The following is a 17696-nucleotide window of genomic DNA, read 5'->3' as shown; positions in this document are numbered from 1 at the left end:
AGATATTTTCTATGTATCCATCATACACTATTCCCAAAAAAAAGAACAGTTTATTTTATCTGTATCAGTCAAAAAACCATTAGTAATGAAGTCTTTCACATAACATACAATCTGACATATAACAGGAAAACGCTGTCTTACTACACTGTTTCAGGTAATTGCCAATCGATCGGTGTTTCCCCTAATGCCATCAGTGCATCATTGGTCTTAGAAAAAGGTTTAGAGCCTAGGAATCCTCGATGAGCTGATAATGGACTAGGATGAGCAGATGTTAAAATGATATGCCGACTTTTATCAATCATTTTCATTTTTTCTTGAGCCGGTTTCCCCCATAAAATAAAAACGATTGGTTTTTCTCGTTCGTTTAATTTTTCAATGATTTTATCCGTCAGTATTTCCCAACCTTTGCCACGATGTGAGTAAGCTTGACCTTCTCGGACCGTTAGTACCGTATTTAATAGTAAAACGCCTTGCTTAGCCCAAGAAACTAAATTGCCATGTTTGACCAGCGAAATACCTAAATCACTTTGCAATTCTTTATAGATATTGTTTAATGATGGTGGAATTTTAACCCCTGGTTGCACAGAAAAAGATAAGCCATGTGCTTGATTGACACCATGGTAAGGGTCTTGACCTAAAATCACAACCTTTACTTTTTCGTAAGGAGTCAATTCCAACGCTTCATAAATATGATACATATCTGGATGAATTTTCTGAGTCGTATATTCTTTTTTTAAAAAGTTTCTTAACTTTTGGTAGTATTCTTTTTCAAACTCATCTGTTAAAATCGTTTGCCAACTGTTATGAATGATTTCTTTCAATCGTTCCACCTCCAACAATCAGGATAACTCACAAATTCTTTCTTAACAAGGGGCAATCTTCGCACGCAGTGTCATCTGGATATGGTAAACTAAGAAGAAGAGAAAGAAAGGAACGATGAGAGTTATGATCAAATTAATCGCATCAGATATGGACGGTACTTTATTAGATGCCCATATGAGTATATCACCCGAAAATGCCGAAGCGATCCGCTTTTCCAATGATGCAGGGATTGAATTTATGGTTGCGACTGGTCGCAATTATCAAGAAGCACGTGCGGCTTTAGATGAAGTTGGCATTGATTGTGCCATGATTACGCTAAATGGTGCGCAAGTTTTCGACAAAACAGGAAACTCCTTGTTCACTGTTCCAATACCGACTCTAAAAACTGCAACTGTCTTAGATATCCTTGATCAAAATGAGATTTATTATGAAGTATCGACCAATCGAGGGCTTTATTCTGAAAGCCAAGCCAAAAGAATTGAAAGCTTTGCCTCAATGATCGGTAGTCATCTCCCCCATTTAACATATAAAATGGCGATTGCGATGGCTTCAGCCAACCTTGAACTTTTGCATATCAATTATGTTGATAGTATTCGTGACTTGCTCCAAGACGAAACATTAGAGGTATTAAAAGTGATTTGTTTCCATACGGAAGGTCCGCGAGTATTGGGTCCAGTTGGAAAAGAAATCAGTGAACTGGGTGACTTAGCTGTTACTTCGTCTGGTCAAAACAATATCGAGGTCAATCACAAAAATGCCCAAAAAGGAATTGCTGTGGCTCATGTCGCACATGACCGAGGAATCGAATTAGACGATGTCATGGCGATTGGGGATAATTTTAATGACGTTAGTATGTTACAAGTGGCTGGTGTTAGTTTTGCGATGGGAAATGCTGAAATCGAAGTCAAAGATTACGCAAAATTTGTCACTGATACTAACCTGGAGTCTGGGGTCGGCAAGGCAATCTTACGGGCAATTTCCGAAAATCTATAATTTTCGAGAAAAGAGGGAGAAAGATGTCAGAATTTTTCATTCAAGAAAAGCATCTCAGTCGTGTCACGAGGACTGTTGTTAAAAATGAATCTGGTAAATCCATCTTCTTAATGGTTGGTCGTTGGGGAACAAAAGGAGATGCTTTGTCTCTTTATGCAATGAACGGAAATCTTGTGGCACATATTAAACAAACGAGTCTAACTTTCGGAACCCGTTTTGAACTTTATAAGGATTTTAAAAAAGTGGGAACGATGCAAAAAATCTTTAACTGGCCCGGGGATTTTTACTATGTACGTCGTCTTCATTGGACAGTTCAAGGAGATATCTATAACCATCAATATCAAATCCATCATTTTAATCAACGAATCATGAAAATGGATAAAGCAACGCTTTTTTCTGGAGATTATTATGTACTTGATATTCCAATGGAAGAAAATGCGCCTATCTGTATCTGTATCGCAGCTGTATTAGACTACTGGTTATATCGTAAAAACCATGACAAAGATACACCTCTTTCTTACCGATTAGACACAAATTAACTTGCTCCTTCTTATAATCAGAATAACTTCAAGAAAAAATAAGCCATCCTCTAGGAAACAAGACCCGCTAGTCAGAGCAAACGAACTTAGCAGATACGCTTCATGTAGGAAGGCTTATTTTTAGTTGGCTCAGTCAAACACTTGATGAGCCTTTATTTATTCTTCTTATTTATGCTTCTTTCTTCTCATAAATCCCACAATAACAACTAACACAATAATCATTCCACCAACAATTGCTAACCATTTATTGGAAGCACTATTTGTTTTTGGCAAAACTTGCGAATCTTGATCTTGAAAATCCATTGACCGCGATTCATCGGTTACGTTAGTTGTTTCATTTGTAGAACTGTTAAACTCATTTCTATCTAAATCAGTACCCTTCCCTTGTTGTGGGATGGTGCTATTCATTCCATTTGATTGATTAGTTTTATCATTATTATTAGGATACACCTGATTGGTATCCTCTCCGCTCATACTTGGATCAATATGAAATGGAGTTGGCGTGTCAGTATCACTATTACCATTTGTTGGGTTGCTACTGCTGTCACCACTTGTTGGGTTAGTGCTACTGTCACTGCTTGTCATATCCGTACTGCTATCACTGCTTGTCGTGTCCGTACTGCTGTCACTGCTTGTGGTATCTGTACTGCTATCACTGCTTGTTGTGTCGGTACTGCTGTCACTGCTTGTCGTGTCTGTACTGCTATCACTGCTTGTGGTATCTGTACTGCTATCACTGCTTGTTGTGTCGGTACTGCTGTCACTGCTTGTCGTGTCCGTACTGCTGTCACTGCTTGTCGTGTCCGTACTGCTGTCACTGCTTGTCGTGTCCGTACTGCTGTCACTGCTTGTCGTGTCCGTACTGCTGTCACTGCTTGTCGTGTCCGTACTGCTATCGCTTGATCCAGAATTATCTGGATTATCAGCAAGGAAAATTTCGTTAGGGTCCCAACGATTGGTTGCTGCATTTAGCGTAACATTTTTTCCGATGATTGTTCCATCCATATTTTGATTGGCTGTGACATCTGCTCGTGGCGCAATAATGGTACCTTGAAAAGGTGCATTTATCGCCAAGTTCGTTACATTACTTGGGAAATTCCATGAAATATTTGCGTCAGAAAAATCTTCCGTTTCATGATTTGCTCGATTATTGTAATGAATTTGTGACTGGATCGTGAAATCAGCTGGTGCATTGATGACATTCATAACCAAAATTTTATTTTCAGAATTTACAATATTCAGTGGTGTATTCAATGATAACACTGAAGCATCCACATTGATGATTACAACATCTGAACTTCCCATTCCTGTTACATCAATCGTTCGATTATTCATATCAGGAAAATCACTTGAAAGATAGGTTTTAGCAGGAGTAATCGACATCAAACTTTCCGAAGCTCCTTCTAATTTTGCAAATTCCGTGTCAAAATCAATATAAGTATTCCCAGGGCGATCTTGATAAAGTTCTGAAGCAGATAAATGGTCGATCCTTGAGCCATTCACCACTGCCCGATCATTTTCGATCCCTGTACTAATTGAAGAACCTACAACAAATTTATTTACTCGGTTACTATCTCCCGAAGTTAAGGATGAGCCAATCAAAGAATCAGTTGCTTGAACATAGTTAATTTCTAGTTGGAGGTCACCTGTGATGATATCTGTCCCAAAATTATTGTTTGCATCTAGCTCTTTTGTTGCAACATTACCATTTGTATGCGCGTTTATCGTCGTTTTTTCTTTTGCGAATATATGGAATTGAGAAGCAATCCCTAATATTCCATAATCACCAGTTAAATCATCATAGATGCTACCAGAATCTTGAGGCGTATAAGTTTCCGCTATTGCAGGTAGAGCAACAAAGAGATTTAAAAATAATAGCATAACACCAAATATATTCCCAATTTTACTTCTTAACATTTCAACGGTCCTTTCCTGTCTCCAAGCCCAGTGACGAGCGATAGAGCATATTTTAATACTTAAAAAAAGACCCGTCATTACAGAATAATTGAAAATAAATGAAAAATATTTTCATAAAAAAGAGATTATAACAACTATCATTTAATATATACAACTGACAATGATGAAAACAAGACAAAAAAAGAGTGAAAATCCTTGTTTTCACTCAACATTTTGTTAAATAATAGTTACAACAATTTAAATGTTTTTATTAAAAAATAATAAGTTTGGTTTAATTAAGAAACCATTAAATTTCCTTTTGCATGTGATCATAGAGATGATCACTGATTTTCCTTTTGCCTACTACTTTAAATCCGTGACGTTCATACAATCTTTTAGCGTTAGGATTTTGTTCATCTACACTTAAACCAATAACATTTCGCCCATTTTTTTTAGCTAATTTAGGTAAAGCTTCAAGTAAGTGTGAACCTATTCCTTGTCCTCTAAAAGCTTCCGAAACGGAAATGGAATCCAAATACCATTCTTTAGGAAATGTTTCTTGATCTACAAATAATTGTTCCTTATCTGTAATTCCATGTTTTTCTAAAATTACTTCTAAGGGTTTATCGATAAATGGCTCTTCTTCATCTGTGTAGCCAAATGCTACACCAGCTATCTTGCCATCAATTTCTTCAACAATTCCTCTTGTATAACTGTAACGATAATCGGGATCCATAATGGCTTCTTCTAAGATTTCAATTGTTTTTTCTTTCCCATACTTTTGTAAAAAAGGTAATTCCATATCATTTAAAATAACTAAAATAAGCGGAGCAATCTCTTGAGCATCCTCTTTTTTTGCAAAACGAATCATTTCATTCTCTCCTTTTTTTCATTCTATCACTGAAAAATAAAGATCAAAAGAGTTATTTTAAATAATCCTCGATTTTTTGGGTAACAAAATAACCATGTGAAACGATGCGAGCAGCTTCTGTCCGGCAATAAGGACAAACGATCGGCATTTCTTTATCAACATGTTCAACTACATTGTTGACTTCTTCATAAGTAAACTTTTTCCCGCAATTTGGGCATTTCATCTTTTCCATAGCAATGACTTCCTTTCTTTTTTACACATTTAGCTTACTCTTATATTGTAAAAAAGAAAAATGATAGCTATTGATTTTTAGGCACGAATCAACAAAACAGATTCTTCATTATCCTCTGCTAATTTGATCTCATAGTATAATTTGTCGCTTTTCATTAGCAAAACCCAACTTCTTACTTTAGCATTGCGCTTTCCACTTTGTTTAACAGCTTCTTTCATTGCCTTTTGAGGAGATTTGCTTGAGTAGATCTTTTTGATGTCAAAGAATGGTTGGTTTTCGGCTAATTTACTCGAACGAACAGCTGGCTTTCCGGTTGTAGGATTGACAACAAGCGTTTGTTCAGAATCTACGAAAAGATATTGAAAGGTATTGTTTGTTTGTTGTTGGACATCCTCTTTTGGTACAAACTGAACCATTTGAACTTTTGTTTTATTTGTTTCTTTTTTAAAGATTCCGACTGCTTTTTTCAGTGAAATTTGATATTCTTGTTCACTAATATCATCATAACGAAACGTAGCAGTCAATAATCCTAACGAAGCCGTTAGCCCAATAAGTATGAGAATAGCTGACCCAAATAAAATTTTTTTCATCTTCATCAGTGTCTCCCTTTTCCTTTTTTTACTAGCATATCAAGATTTTTTATTAAAAAAAATCGAATGACAGAAAGAAAAAGTGACAATTTTGTTACTTATTCATGTAATTCTAACGGCAAGCCATCTGGATCAAAGAAAAAAGTCATTTTTTTCCCAGTAAATGTATCGATTCGAATTGGCTCAGTTTCGATCCCTTTTAAACGAAGCTCTTCAATGACAGATTCAATCTGTTCCACTTTAAAAGCCAGATGTCTTAATCCACATGCTTCTGGATAACTTGGACGTTTAGGCGCATTAGCTACCCCGAATATTTCTAATTCAGCTGTTCCAAGCTTTAAATCTAATTTATAATCTTCTCTTTCCGCGCGATAATTTTCACGGATTACTTCAAAGCCTAACTTATCAACGTAAAATTCCCGTGATTTTTGATAGTCAGATACAATAATTGCGACATGATGGATAGCAGATAAATTCATTTTTTTACTCCTTTAATCTTTTATTCTTTTTCATATTTTAACATTTTCTTTGGTCAAAAGTTTTTTATAAAGAAAAAAATGGAAAGTTCACCTACGTCGGTTGACTTCCCATTCTTTCATCAATTCAATGTAAAGTTTTCATGTTTCCAGAAAACAAAGCAAAAAGTATCATAACACATATTATTTTAAATTGAAAGACTAGAAATATTTTTTGAAAGTAATACAATAGGTTGTGTCAACAAATCGAACACATACTATATTTAGTGTTTAAAGGAGCTTTTATCAATGATAAATTATTTTCGCTTTTTAGCACACCAACTCAAAGGTTGGCCTCAACAAAATTACTATCTTTTCTTTTTTAGTCTTGGGTGTCAGATTATGACCCTTGTGAATAGCCCTATTACTTGGTTAGCGGTGATCACTTTTATCGGTACTACACTTGGTGTCTTGTGTATCTTATCAATCAATGCAGCGAAATCTGTTAATGGTATTTTAGGAATTTTATCAGCTATTTGTTTCATCATCGTTGGTTTTTCTGCTAAAAATTACTTGAGTATCGGCGAACAAATCGCCTATATGATCACCTTAGATATCCCTGTTTTATTAAGTAAAGAATGGAATCATAATATGGCAGCAAAAATCCGTAAGTTCAATGGAAAAACATGGTTAGTCGCAATTTTTGCTACGATCCTGGTTTATGCTATTTCAGGTTTCTTGATTGGGCGCTTAACAGACGATCCACGTCCTTGGATCGATGCTATTGCCTTTTCAATCAGTTTGACAGCTGGTGTGATCAGTTTCTTGCGTTACAATAACCAATATTATTGGTGGTTGGCTTCAGGATTAGCACAGATGGTTCTGTGGTACATCTCATTTAGACATGGTTCAGCTAGTTTAGCTATGTTTGTCAATAGTTCCGTTTACCTATTGAATGATGTCTTGGCTTTCACAGTTTCTCCTTGGTATAACCAAAAAGAACGTGAACGAATGCTAAAAATGGAAAAAGAATATGATCAAGAGCATGAAAAGAGTGTGCTGATTTAAGACCGTGCCATGATCATTTTGATCTGAATATAATCGACAGACTTCTGGTAAAGCATGTTTCGATGTTCCCTTTTTCTTGGTACTTATCTAAATAAGCTAGCTGCCGCCAACAATTGATTGGTGGTAGCTAGCTTATTTTTACCCTATCGACTTTCACAATAGTCTTTTTAATAATTGCTTAGTTTTTGAACTTTCTGTTTGCAAAACTTTTTCTAATTGTTGGAAATATTGTAACGCATGTTGTTGTTCTTTCGATAAGGAATAGTCATTTTCATTTAGTTCTGTTAAAATGGTCGTCACTTTTTTCGTTTTCAACTCAACAGCAATTTTATCCCATACTTCCTCGGTGACTACCTTTATCTGTGACACATTTTCGTTGGCTATCACTGTTTGCTTCATTTCTTTTTCTTTTCGTAAGACCTTCAAGAAACCATTTCTCATGACTCTAGGAATACTATCAAAGAAGCCTTCTGTGAAACCATAACGACAATATTGCTGCCAGATGAAAAGATACACCTCGGATTGGATAAATCGCTGCTTGCGTGCATATTCGGTCATTTTACTCTGTTGTTCTGGAGTTTGTTGGCGTCCAGTTGCTCTTAATTGCTGGATGAATGTTTCAAAGAAGGTCAATGATAGTTGTTCACCCCCGTCAACAGCGATCAACGCCCAGTCTTTTTGCAAAAAAGTTCGGTAATTCGTTAAAAAAGTCTCGACATCTTTCACTAATTCTTCTGAAAAATCTTCAAATAGTTCTTTCTTCCCACGAATTTTTTTAGGGGTTCCCTCTAATTGCGTTGCAATACGTGAGATCTCTTGTTTCAGCGCTTGATAATCAGCAAGATAAATTGGCATATCTGCTTCACGAAAATCCACAACCCTGGCAACTAGTTTTTGATCAGGCAAATAGGGATTTTTTAATTTTCGATTTTGGTAGAGCATAAAACAATATTCTTGCCATAAATCTTCTGGAAACGCCACGTTTTGCTGTTTCAGCCACAATAATTCGTCTAGTGCTAAATCGACTTTAGTCATCCCTTGATTGATAGATGTTGCGATTTGCGGGCTTACGTGTAAATGTTCAGCAAAGTGATTGATCCCTAAAGAAAGGCTCTTACCGGTCTTTGGTGAATGAACGATATATTGCACTTTTAATTCACGACCGCATTCGCAATATAATTTTTGTTGTCGCCGTTTGGTACGAAAAAAAGGATTGATTTTAAAATCGGAAAAGACCCAATCAGTCGCTGCTAAATAATTTTCTTCTATAAATTGGGAATTGATCAAGTAGCGTCGATGTTGATCAACTAATTGACGTTGTTTCGTCGTCAACTTTTCATAGATTTCCCAACGCTGATTACTTGTATACTGTTTTGATATCTTAATTGGATAGACTTGATTGATTTCTTTGGGATACCATTCTTTAAATACCTTTTGCCAGTCGTTCATTACTTATGTTTCCTTTCAAAAAAAGAATCGACTGGTCTGATTCGACCAGTCGACACAATGATTTGTTTTTCACTACATTATTTGTAAAAATTAGTGAGTTGTTCCTGCATTGCCAGCAATGTCATGATCATTTGTTACGGCTGCTTCTACTGCATAAGTCAAAGAAGCGGCAATATCATCTAATGACATTGATGGTGTGCCTACTGGACGATCAATCACTTGATCAGGTGAAAATGGCACATGGATAAATCCGCCACGAATCGTCGGGAATTTTGTCTCAATCAAGTGAAGCAAACGATACATGATGTCGTTGCAAACAAAGGTACCAGCTGTATACGAAATGTAAGCAGGTAATCCATGTTCATGGACATTTTTTGTCATTGCTTTAATCGGTAAAGAAGTGAAATAAGCAGCTGGTCCATCTGGTTCTAACGCTGTATCAAAAGGTTGGTTTCCTTCGTTGTCAGCAATTCTAGCTTCTGCTAAATTGATCGCTACTCGTTCGAATGAAACAGCTGAACGTCCACCAGCTTGTCCAACACAGATGACGATTTCCGGTTGATGTTCTTCGATTGCTTTTTCCACAACTTGGCTGCTTTTAGCAAAAACCGTTGGGACTTCCACTTTGATAATTTGTGCTCCAGCAATTTCATCAGGCATTTTTTTCACTGCTTCATAAGCAGGATTCACTTTATCTCCACCAAATGGATCAAAACCAGTTACTAGTACTTTCATTTTACATTCCTCCATTATTCTCAATATAAACTAACTATTATTATAGAGTTTTTTCTTATTTAAATAAAATCATATAAACGATTTGGAACACTAACATGAAGATCGCTACGAATAATTGGTTCTTGATTACGCCGTATTTGTCTTTCATCTCTAACATTGCCACAGGCACGACATTGAAGTTTGCAGCCATCGGTGTTAACAAGGTTCCACAGAACCCACAGGTCAGAGCAACCATTCCCACTAGTGCTGGATTTGCGCCGTGACTGAATACAAACGGTGCACCGATCCCTACAGTCATTACCGTAATCGCCGCAAAGGCGTTCCCCATGATCACCGTGAAGATAACCATACCCAATGCATAGATAATAATACCGACATTCACATTACCTTCGGGAACGATTTGCCCGACTGCATTAGAAATAACTGTCCCTACTCCTGCACTTGTAAAAACCGCTCCTAATGATGCCAAGAGCATTGGTAACATACTTAAAGGTCCTACTGTTCCTAGCATATCCGCAGCATCATCTAAGAAAGTAGTTGGTCGATTGTCTCGTGAGAAGAACATCATGATCACCATTGCGGCAAAAACACCGACACCAACACCAACTAATGCGCCAAGCTTAGTAAAGAGTGCGAACAAGATTGCAAAGATCCCAATACTCAATGCCGGAATAAAGATTTTCATTCCTAATTTATCAGACATTTTTTCCATGTATTGTTTAGAAGGTAAGCGACTTTCTCCTTTGCTGACTTTCTTGGCAATCGCTGGAACTGTCATGGCAAAAATCAAAAGACCGTTGACGATCGCAGGTAACCATCTTCCACCAGCAATTACGATTCCTAATACTGTCCAGAAAAAAGCAGAACCGTATCGATGAGGATTCGTTTTATCGTTAATATTTCTGATTCCTGTATAAATCAGAACTAACCCCATGATGATATATAATATTTCTAATAATTTATCCCCTAATAAAATTTCAGGATCTGTAAAAAAGCTCATATTATTGCCCCTTTCCTGAATAATATTTTTTCGCTAATTTTTTCTCTCTTAAGTAGAAATAAATACTTGCAACAATCAGTGCAACGACAGCAACTGGTACTTCAACCAAAGCAAGTTGTCCTAGTGTCACTTCATAACCCAGACCTTTTAAAGTCGATTGAACTAACAACGCACCTGCTCCACCAACGAATAATACTTGACCAAAGAACCAACAAATATTTTCCATCGCAGAAGACATGCCTTTTAATTCTTCCTCATGTTGTGGATCAATTTCCAGGCCTTTTGATTCGACTGTTCCTAAAGCCATTGGCATGATGATTGGGCGAACAAAACCGGCAACTCCACCAAAGCTGACATTGAACGCTGCAAAGATCATACGGAAGACCCCATAGATATCAATGATCATCCCAGCTGATACTTTCTTAAAGCGCTTAATAAGCGAAGCTGCTGATTCTTTCAAACCATTACGTTCCAGTGTACCTGTTGCCAACATAATAATGATAAAAATAGCCATTCCTCGATTATTGACAAAACTTGTTCCTAAAGTTTCTAACATTCCTTCAATTCCTAAACCGCCTGTCAATGCGGTGACAATCAGTGCGACCATTACGATCAAAATTGAATCTAATTTTAGTGCAAAACCGATAATGACGATCAAGACACCTAAAAGACTAAGATAGTTCTCCATTTGACTTCCTCCTTAAAATTACAAGATATTTTTTTATTATAAATCAAAAAGCCATGAAAATATAGATAAAATCCAATTATCTCATTATATTTTTTAAAAATTCAGTCAATTCAATAAAAAAATTAGAAAAATCACTTACGATTGAAACAACTCGTTTACAGTTCAAATTTTTTGAGATCTTATTTTTGTTAACTAACAAATGAACAAAAAACAAACAAAAACGTGCTTCATTATCTAAAATAACACTTTAGCATAGGTGTTTTCCTCCAAAAAACGACTTCTAAATCGAATGGCCGATTCAAATTGGTTCACGTTTTAGCTTATCACTACCCTTATTTTTTATTTTGTGTTATCCTTTCAATTAACAAAATAATGACACAACTATCGCCGGGTAGTATTAAGAGGATAAGCATTCCATTAGGTCTTTGGAGGAATGCTACTCCTCTTTTTTGTGTAAATGGAGTGATTAATATGGCATGGTTTGAATTAATCTTAGCGGGAATCTTGGAAGTTTTTTGGTCTACGATGATGAAATGGAGTGATGGTTTTTCTAAATTGAATTATTCTTTCTACACAGTCATTGGCATGATCGCCAGCTTTTATCTCTTATCAAAGGCGATCAAACAGTTACCAATGAGTTTATCCTATCCTATTTGGACCGGAATCGGTGCCGTTGGTTCAGTGATCATTGGTGTCGTCTTGTTTCATGATAAACTGACATTAGCCACTTGGTTTTTCGTTGGCTTATTATTGATTAGTCTGGTCGGAATCAAAATAACCAGTGGACATTGATCCTACATTATCAGGAATGGTTGATCAGACCAAAACAATAGTAGGTGCATGAACACATCAAAAAAAGCCAGATAACCGGTTTTGCTAACGATTCTTTTATTAGAATCATGAATTACCGTTTATTTGGCTTTTTTAATGACTTAATTTAACATATTTGTGTATTTAAACATGTAAAACGCCTGTAGCAAATAGAATCATTGCTGTTAGTCCGATCATTGTGACACCGACTAATAAAAATTTATCTAAGTGAAGATGAGGGATTGGCTCATTTTGTTCTTTCCGGGCTCTTAAATAAAAGAAGATCCCAGGTAAGAAGAGTACTAACACTAACATCACTTCATTGAAAGCAACCACGAGCATTGCCCAGACTTGAAATGCACTGGCTAAAAAGCCGATAAAGAATTGCCCCCATTCTTTTCTTTGATAAGATAGTTTCATCTGATAAAGACCTAAGAATAACCAAGTAAAGAATATCGCTGCTGTCCCAAGTGTGTAAGCAAAATTATACGCACTATCCGTGAACAATAAAGAAAGTAAGAAAACATTAGTACAAATCGTCGTTAAGACAATAGCATATGTTGGCGCACCTTTTTTATTGACTTGACCCCAGCGTTTCGGTAATAAGTTAGCATCTGCCATATTCCTCATGGTTTCAATCGGTAAAATCGTCCAAGATAACCAGACACCGACAAGCGAAATGATCAAACCACCGTTGATCAAGATTGCTCCCCATTTTCCTACCATCATTTCAAACACATAGCCCATCGCTGGCTGTGTTTGGATTCCTTGCAATTCTTTCATTGACATTGTCCCATAAGGTAACATCGAAACTAAAACATAAATGATGATTAAACCAAAAATACCAAGGATCGTTGCTTTCCCTACATCTGATTTTTTCTTTGCACGAGAACCAACCACAGAAGCTCCTTCAATCCCAACAAACACCCATAACATCACCATGATACAGCTCAATATCTGACTAGAAAATGGCACGGGCTGGCCATTCGCACTCAATATGATATCACTAGAAAAATTATCGATAAATTGTTGCAGTGAAAAGGTACTGATTGCTACAACAATAAATAAAAATAGTGGGACAAGTTTACAGATCGTTACAATAGCGTTCACATAACTTGCATTTTCGACCCCACGATTGACTAGCCAAGCATATCCCCATAAAAACAAAGTGCTCATAACGATCGAAGCGATATTCTGACCTCCGTCGAATACTGGGAAAAAGTAACCTAAAGCACTCATTAGCAACGTAGCAAAGGCTACGTTCCCCAACCAACAAGTAAGCCAATAACCCCAACCACTGATAAATCCAGCAAAACGTCCGAAACCAGCTTCTGCATAGCTGAAAATACCACCTTCCAGCTCTGGACGTTTTTTATTGATATTATTGATTGATAACGAGAGCATCAACATAGCTGTTCCAACTAGCACCCAACTAAAAATAGCTGGGGCACCAGCCGATCCGGAGATGTCCGTCATAATACCAAATACGCCACCTCCTATCGCTGACCCAATCACTAAGGCCGCTAGTGGAAACAACCCTATTCCTTTGTTCTGTTGCTCTGTATCCATTTTAAGCATCCTCCAAAATAAACCGCTTTTACCAAAAGTATAACAAATCTTCACCTGTTTTACTTTATTCATAAAAATTCTAATAGAAATATAATTGTAACTATTTTTTTCTAATTATACAAGAATCTTGCATATTCATTTAGGGAAAACCTTTTCCAAAAATTGATAAAAAAATGCTATACTGGAGACAAGAATTGGAGGAAATGTAATGAACATTCTATATATATCGATCTCTGGAAACACACGAGCTTTCGCTAAAAAACTTGCTGAATATGCTGCGAACCAACATGAGTTAAATCCTCAATTACCAGAAATCACGCTAAAAGAAATTCATGAAAATAGTGACTTTCAACAAGAGAGTGAAACTTTCTTCACTTTTGTACCCACTTACTTAGATGGAGGAAATGGGTTAGATAACGGTGATACAGAAATTTTAACAGAAACCATGCGTGAATATCTGGAATACGAAGACAATCATACGCTTTGTCTGGGTGTCGTAGGGAGTGGAAACAAAAATTTTAATAATCAATATTGCTTAACCGCTAAACAATACGCCAGCCAATTTGGCTTCCCTTTCCTCGCCGACTATGAATTACGGGGAACCCCAGCAGATGTTGAGCGAGTATATCAAAAGTTAGTCGAAACAGCTAACCAATAATTTCTAAAAAATTCGATCAAAACATAGAACAGAGAGGAAACTTAGTTGGTAAGTTTCCTCTCTATTTTTCTTTTTTAGGCTTTATACTCATTCAGTAATCCGCTTATCGAATATCCTTCATCCATCACTTGCGATTATTTTACATCACAATAGAAGTAAACTGTGTCACCTCCAACACTGTGATTTATTGTGTGAACTTGTTACGAAGCTCTGGCTAAGATAAAACACTCGTCATCCACATGATGCCCCATTCATAGACTTCCGTTATAAAAAGTTATCGTATCAGATTCTAATTCTATTTCAATGGATCTCCCCTTCATTTAGATTACTTTTGTCAGAAAAATTTGTTATCAAAAACTTAAACATAGACAGTTCGAAAGAGAATCACTAGTCAAAATGGAAGAAATAAAATTCCCCATACTCTTTTTAAAGCTATTCAGTTCAAATAATCTTAATATAACCAAGCATATTGCAAACGTTAACTTAACAGAACAAAAAGGAAAAGGTATAATAAAAATAGAAATATTTAGATTTTTATATGTTATTTTATATTTTTTTGACACTAGATTATAAACAAGGAGGTGAAAAAACATTAAAAAAAAGAAATTTCTTGTTGTGTTATTTTCAATGTTTTATTTATTATTTTTAGGTGCTTGCAAGCAAAAGAATGATCCTGTGGTTTCTTTAGAAGAAGTCGATAAAGCAGTGATTTTTGTTAAAGATGACGAAGGAAAAGAAAAAAGTTGGAAAGCTACAGACCCCAATTTTTTAAAAACATTAATAGGAAACCTTAATGTTCTGTTTAATAAATCGGATCAACATGCTCAACGTTATGATATGAAACTGACATCAAAGCAAAAAAGATTCAACTATCAAATAAAGTTTTATAAAAACAATAATGTTGTACAAGAAATTCAGATTTCAAAAGTAAATAAGGTAACTATAGACAAAGAGGAATTCATGATTGGAAAAGAGAAAGAAAACGAACTAGATAGTTTGAAAAATCATTTATTACTTGTTGCTAAATAGATAGGCGATGTTGGGACAATCATCTACCAAAAATGAAATAAGCCTGATTTTACTTTTAGTACATACCATCAAAATCGGGCTTATTTTACTATTCTAGCCACTTTGTCTTCGTGTATTTCTTCTAATTTCTCCAATTGAACTTTTAGCTTGGTTCACCAGTGATTTATCGTCTTAAATGAATCAAACTGTTTCTCTTACAATTATTTTTCCCTCTTATTAATCATAGAAAAGAGCCTGAGACCGCACTTGGTCCCAGGCTCGAATTTTCTCTATTCTTTATCTGTTTTTACTTCGTTCAATTTTTTGTAGCTTCAACAGTCATGACCTTCGCTTTGGCTTTTGTCTCACCTGTTTTTTCTAAAACGAAATTTTTTACTTTCTCCATATTGGTAATTAAAACCATCATCGAAGTTTCTTTACCGGCAGCTTTGATTGCTGCTAAATCGACTTGAGCAACAAGTGTATCAGGTGTCACCAACTGACCTTCTGTTACCTTCACCTCAAATGGTGCACCACCAAGGTCAACTGTATTGATCCCCATGTGAAGTAACACTTCTAATCCATTAGCGGTTGTGATACCAATCGCATGTTTAGTGGGGAACACTGAGCTGATCGTTCCACTTACTGGTGAATAGATCTGACCATTGATTGGCTCAACAAAGTAACCTTCTCCCATCATTTTTTGAGCAAATACGGGATCACTTGCCTTTTCAAGTGATTCAACTACTCCATCAGCTACAGCAGCTAATGAAATTTCACTTGTGCTGACTGCTCCTGTATTTTCCGTCATTGGTGTCATTTCAGTTGTTGTTTCTTCAGCTAATTCTTCTTTCTCCAATTGCTCTTTAGGAATACCAAAGAAGAATGTTGCTAGGAAACCACCTGCGTAAGCAGCGAGTAGCCCTAAGACATACCCTAACCATTTTCCATCTGAAATCAATGGGATCAAAGCAGCACCAGAAGGCCCGATCGCAATAGCACCTACATTTCCAATCATCCCAACAACAGCACCACCAATACCACCACCGATACAAGCGGTAATGAACGGACGTCCTAACGGCAGTGTCACACCGTAGATCAATGGTTCACCGATTCCTAAGATTCCTACGGGTAACGCACCTTTGATCATTTCAGTCAATTCTTTATCTTTTTTACAACGAACCCACAATGCTAATGCTGCTCCGACTTGTCCGGCACCAGCCATCGCCAAAATAGGTAATAATAGTGTTTTTCCTGTTTCATCAATCATTTGGACATGGATCGGTGTTAAGATTTGATGCAATCCGAACATAACCATCGGTAAGAATAGTGTCCCCAAGACAAATCCTGAAAAGGCACCACCTACACCTAATACCCAGTTGATTCCGCCAACCATTCCATCTGAGATGAAACCAGCGAGTGGCATGATGAAGAAAATTTCGACTAAGCCAATAGCAATCAATGATAATGTAGGGGTAACAATAATATCAATGGAATCTGGTACAACTTTATGCAATTTCTTTTCAACGATTGCTAATAACCAGACAGCAAAAATAACCCCTAAAATCCCACCTTGACCTGCAGCTAATGCTTCACCAGTGAATAAGTTTTTAAGTGGCGCTTCTGGATTCATGCCTGTTAATAAGACTACCGCACCGATAACACCACCAAGAGTTGGTGTTGCACCAAAAACTTGAGCTGCATTGATCCCTGTATAAATCACTAAGAAACTGAACATACCATTTTTTAGAATGTTCATGATATCAATGTATTGTTGCCAAGTTGCTGCATCTAATGTACCCGCTGTCACTAAGTTTGCTAGTACCGCAGCAATCCCTGCCACAATCCCAGTACCGACAAATGCTGGGATCATAGGGACGAAAATGTTCGAAATATCTTTCAAGATTGATTTGATTTTTGATGGTTTTTGTTTATTTTTTTGAGCAGCTTTCATCGCTTGCGCTCTCTCATTTACCAAATCTTTTCCTGAGGCTGACGACTTATCAGAAGCTCTATTTCCTGAAGAAATCTGTTCTCCTAATTTTACACCTGCTTGATCTACCATCGTTTGTGCTACTTTGTTCACTTTACCAGGACCGATGATTACTTGCAGTTGTTCGTCCTCAACAACGCCTAATACACCAGGTATCGCTTTCAATTTTGCAACATCGACAAGCTCATCATTAATGATCTTCATTCGAACACGGGTCATGCAGTGGACAATGCTTTCGACATTGCCCATTCCGCCTACACCAGCATAGATCCGCGTTGCTAGTTCTTCTAAAGTCAATTCATTTTTAGCCATTGGTTCTT

Annotated in this window: 18 protein-coding genes; 6 read left to right on the top strand and 12 right to left on the bottom strand. The window is 36.6% G+C overall.

Going from position 1 to position 17696, the window contains the following annotated elements:
- Window positions 1–140: 140 nt before the first annotated feature.
- Window positions 141–821 carry a uracil-DNA glycosylase gene (locus tag AB3H93_RS01870; protein WP_368020039.1) on the bottom strand — a complete coding sequence of 227 codons (681 nt, stop codon included), beginning with the start codon at window positions 819–821 and terminating at the stop codon, window positions 141–143.
- Window positions 822–945: 124 nt separating this feature from the next.
- On the opposite strand from AB3H93_RS01870, the gene AB3H93_RS01865 reads away from it, so the two are divergent.
- On the top strand, window positions 946–1815 hold the full coding sequence (locus AB3H93_RS01865) for a Cof-type HAD-IIB family hydrolase (RefSeq protein WP_368020038.1): 870 nt from the start codon (window positions 946–948) through the stop codon (window positions 1813–1815).
- A gap of 23 nt (window positions 1816–1838) precedes the next feature.
- On the top strand, window positions 1839–2354 hold the full coding sequence (locus AB3H93_RS01860) for an LURP-one-related/scramblase family protein (RefSeq protein WP_010719869.1): 516 nt from the start codon (window positions 1839–1841) through the stop codon (window positions 2352–2354).
- 165 nt (window positions 2355–2519) lie between these two features.
- Here AB3H93_RS01860 and AB3H93_RS01855 read toward each other — a convergent pair whose 3' ends face one another.
- The 5 genes from AB3H93_RS01855 to AB3H93_RS01835 form a co-directional block, all read right to left on the bottom strand.
- A complete protein-coding gene (locus tag AB3H93_RS01855; protein WP_368020037.1) occupies window positions 2520–4271 on the bottom strand; it encodes a collagen-binding domain-containing protein in 1752 nt (583 codons plus the stop codon).
- A gap of 286 nt (window positions 4272–4557) precedes the next feature.
- Entirely contained in the window at window positions 4558–5121 is a 564-nt protein-coding gene (locus AB3H93_RS01850) for a GNAT family N-acetyltransferase (protein ID WP_368020036.1), read from the bottom strand.
- 52 nt (window positions 5122–5173) lie between these two features.
- Entirely contained in the window at window positions 5174–5353 is a 180-nt protein-coding gene (locus AB3H93_RS01845; protein ID WP_010738307.1) for a hypothetical protein, read from the bottom strand.
- Window positions 5354–5430: 77 nt separating this feature from the next.
- Entirely contained in the window at window positions 5431–5949 is a 519-nt protein-coding gene (locus AB3H93_RS01840) for a hypothetical protein (protein ID WP_010719875.1), read from the bottom strand.
- Between the two features lie 92 nt (window positions 5950–6041).
- Window positions 6042–6422: a VOC family protein gene (locus AB3H93_RS01835; RefSeq protein WP_010719876.1), complete on the bottom strand. Its 381-nt coding sequence runs from the start codon at window positions 6420–6422 to the stop codon at window positions 6042–6044.
- Window positions 6423–6707: 285 nt separating this feature from the next.
- On the opposite strand from AB3H93_RS01835, the gene pnuC reads away from it, so the two are divergent.
- Window positions 6708–7466, top strand: a complete 759-nt coding sequence (gene pnuC, locus AB3H93_RS01830) for a nicotinamide riboside transporter PnuC (RefSeq protein WP_010738309.1) — start codon at window positions 6708–6710, stop codon at window positions 7464–7466.
- Between the two features lie 153 nt (window positions 7467–7619).
- Here pnuC and AB3H93_RS01825 read toward each other — a convergent pair whose 3' ends face one another.
- The 4 genes from AB3H93_RS01825 to AB3H93_RS01810 all read right to left on the bottom strand — a co-directional run bounded on the left by AB3H93_RS01825 (window position 7620) and on the right by AB3H93_RS01810 (window position 11338).
- Window positions 7620–8915 (bottom strand): hypothetical protein, encoded by a 1296-nt coding sequence (locus AB3H93_RS01825; protein ID WP_368020035.1) that lies wholly within the window; start codon window positions 8913–8915, stop codon window positions 7620–7622.
- A gap of 90 nt (window positions 8916–9005) precedes the next feature.
- On the bottom strand, window positions 9006–9650 hold the full coding sequence (gene pcp / locus AB3H93_RS01820; RefSeq protein WP_010738311.1) for a pyroglutamyl-peptidase I: 645 nt from the start codon (window positions 9648–9650) through the stop codon (window positions 9006–9008).
- Window positions 9651–9705: 55 nt separating this feature from the next.
- Window positions 9706–10650, bottom strand: coding sequence for a DUF979 domain-containing protein (locus AB3H93_RS01815; RefSeq protein ID WP_010719880.1), 945 nt, complete (start codon window positions 10648–10650; stop codon window positions 9706–9708).
- A gap of 1 nt (window position 10651) precedes the next feature.
- On the bottom strand, window positions 10652–11338 hold the full coding sequence (locus tag AB3H93_RS01810) for a DUF969 domain-containing protein (protein ID WP_010719881.1): 687 nt from the start codon (window positions 11336–11338) through the stop codon (window positions 10652–10654).
- Between the two features lie 471 nt (window positions 11339–11809).
- Between AB3H93_RS01810 and AB3H93_RS01805 the strand changes: the two genes are divergently transcribed.
- On the top strand, window positions 11810–12130 hold the full coding sequence (locus tag AB3H93_RS01805; RefSeq protein WP_010719882.1) for a multidrug efflux SMR transporter: 321 nt from the start codon (window positions 11810–11812) through the stop codon (window positions 12128–12130).
- A gap of 162 nt (window positions 12131–12292) precedes the next feature.
- On the opposite strand, the gene AB3H93_RS01800 is transcribed toward AB3H93_RS01805, so the two are convergent.
- Window positions 12293–13717 (bottom strand): basic amino acid/polyamine antiporter, encoded by a 1425-nt coding sequence (locus tag AB3H93_RS01800; protein ID WP_010738312.1) that lies wholly within the window; start codon window positions 13715–13717, stop codon window positions 12293–12295.
- 208 nt (window positions 13718–13925) lie between these two features.
- On the opposite strand from AB3H93_RS01800, the gene nrdI reads away from it, so the two are divergent.
- The gene (gene nrdI, locus AB3H93_RS01795; RefSeq protein WP_368020034.1) at window positions 13926–14375 is read left to right on the top strand and encodes a class Ib ribonucleoside-diphosphate reductase assembly flavoprotein NrdI; all 450 of its coding nucleotides are present in this window, start codon (window positions 13926–13928) and stop codon (window positions 14373–14375) included.
- 627 nt (window positions 14376–15002) lie between these two features.
- A complete protein-coding gene (locus tag AB3H93_RS01790) occupies window positions 15003–15404 on the top strand; it encodes a hypothetical protein (protein WP_010738313.1) in 402 nt (133 codons plus the stop codon).
- 295 nt (window positions 15405–15699) lie between these two features.
- On the opposite strand, the gene AB3H93_RS01785 is transcribed toward AB3H93_RS01790, so the two are convergent.
- Entirely contained in the window at window positions 15700–17688 is a 1989-nt protein-coding gene (locus AB3H93_RS01785; protein WP_053766156.1) for a glucose PTS transporter subunit IIA, read from the bottom strand.
- Window positions 17689–17696 lie beyond the last annotated feature (8 nt).

It is taken from the genome of Enterococcus sp. C74 (assembly GCF_040887125.1).
GTDB lineage: Bacteria > Bacillota > Bacilli > Lactobacillales > Enterococcaceae > Enterococcus_B > Enterococcus_B hirae.
This window is presented reverse-complemented; position numbering and strand designations above follow the sequence as displayed.

Bases quoted from the DNA above. Each gene is read 5' to 3' on its own strand.
- AB3H93_RS01850 (WP_368020036.1), bottom strand. From the start codon at position 5,121: ATGATTCGTTTTGCAAAAAAAGAGGATGCTCAAGAGATTGCTCCGCTT.
- AB3H93_RS01860 (WP_010719869.1), top strand. From the start codon at position 1,839: ATGTCAGAATTTTTCATTCAAGAAAAGCATCTCAGTCGTGTCACGAGG.
- AB3H93_RS01800 (WP_010738312.1), bottom strand. From the start codon at position 13,717: ATGGATACAGAGCAACAGAACAAAGGAATAGGGTTGTTTCCACTAGCG.
- AB3H93_RS01840 (WP_010719875.1), bottom strand. From the start codon at position 5,949: ATGAAGATGAAAAAAATTTTATTTGGGTCAGCTATTCTCATACTTATT.
- AB3H93_RS01785 (WP_053766156.1), bottom strand. From the start codon at position 17,688: ATGGCTAAAAATGAATTGACTTTAGAAGAACTAGCAACGCGGATCTAT.
- pnuC (WP_010738309.1), top strand. From the start codon at position 6,708: ATGATAAATTATTTTCGCTTTTTAGCACACCAACTCAAAGGTTGGCCT.
- AB3H93_RS01835 (WP_010719876.1), bottom strand. From the start codon at position 6,422: ATGAATTTATCTGCTATCCATCATGTCGCAATTATTGTATCTGACTAT.
- AB3H93_RS01815 (WP_010719880.1), bottom strand. From the start codon at position 10,650: ATGAGCTTTTTTACAGATCCTGAAATTTTATTAGGGGATAAATTATTA.
- nrdI (WP_368020034.1), top strand. From the start codon at position 13,926: ATGAACATTCTATATATATCGATCTCTGGAAACACACGAGCTTTCGCT.
- AB3H93_RS01855 (WP_368020037.1), bottom strand. From the start codon at position 4,271: ATGTTAAGAAGTAAAATTGGGAATATATTTGGTGTTATGCTATTATTT.
- AB3H93_RS01845 (WP_010738307.1), bottom strand. From the start codon at position 5,353: ATGGAAAAGATGAAATGCCCAAATTGCGGGAAAAAGTTTACTTATGAA.
- AB3H93_RS01825 (WP_368020035.1), bottom strand. From the start codon at position 8,915: ATGAACGACTGGCAAAAGGTATTTAAAGAATGGTATCCCAAAGAAATC.
- AB3H93_RS01865 (WP_368020038.1), top strand. From the start codon at position 946: ATGATCAAATTAATCGCATCAGATATGGACGGTACTTTATTAGATGCC.
- AB3H93_RS01790 (WP_010738313.1), top strand. From the start codon at position 15,003: ATGTTTTATTTATTATTTTTAGGTGCTTGCAAGCAAAAGAATGATCCT.
- pcp (WP_010738311.1), bottom strand. From the start codon at position 9,650: ATGAAAGTACTAGTAACTGGTTTTGATCCATTTGGTGGAGATAAAGTG.
- AB3H93_RS01810 (WP_010719881.1), bottom strand. From the start codon at position 11,338: ATGGAGAACTATCTTAGTCTTTTAGGTGTCTTGATCGTCATTATCGGT.
- AB3H93_RS01805 (WP_010719882.1), top strand. From the start codon at position 11,810: ATGGCATGGTTTGAATTAATCTTAGCGGGAATCTTGGAAGTTTTTTGG.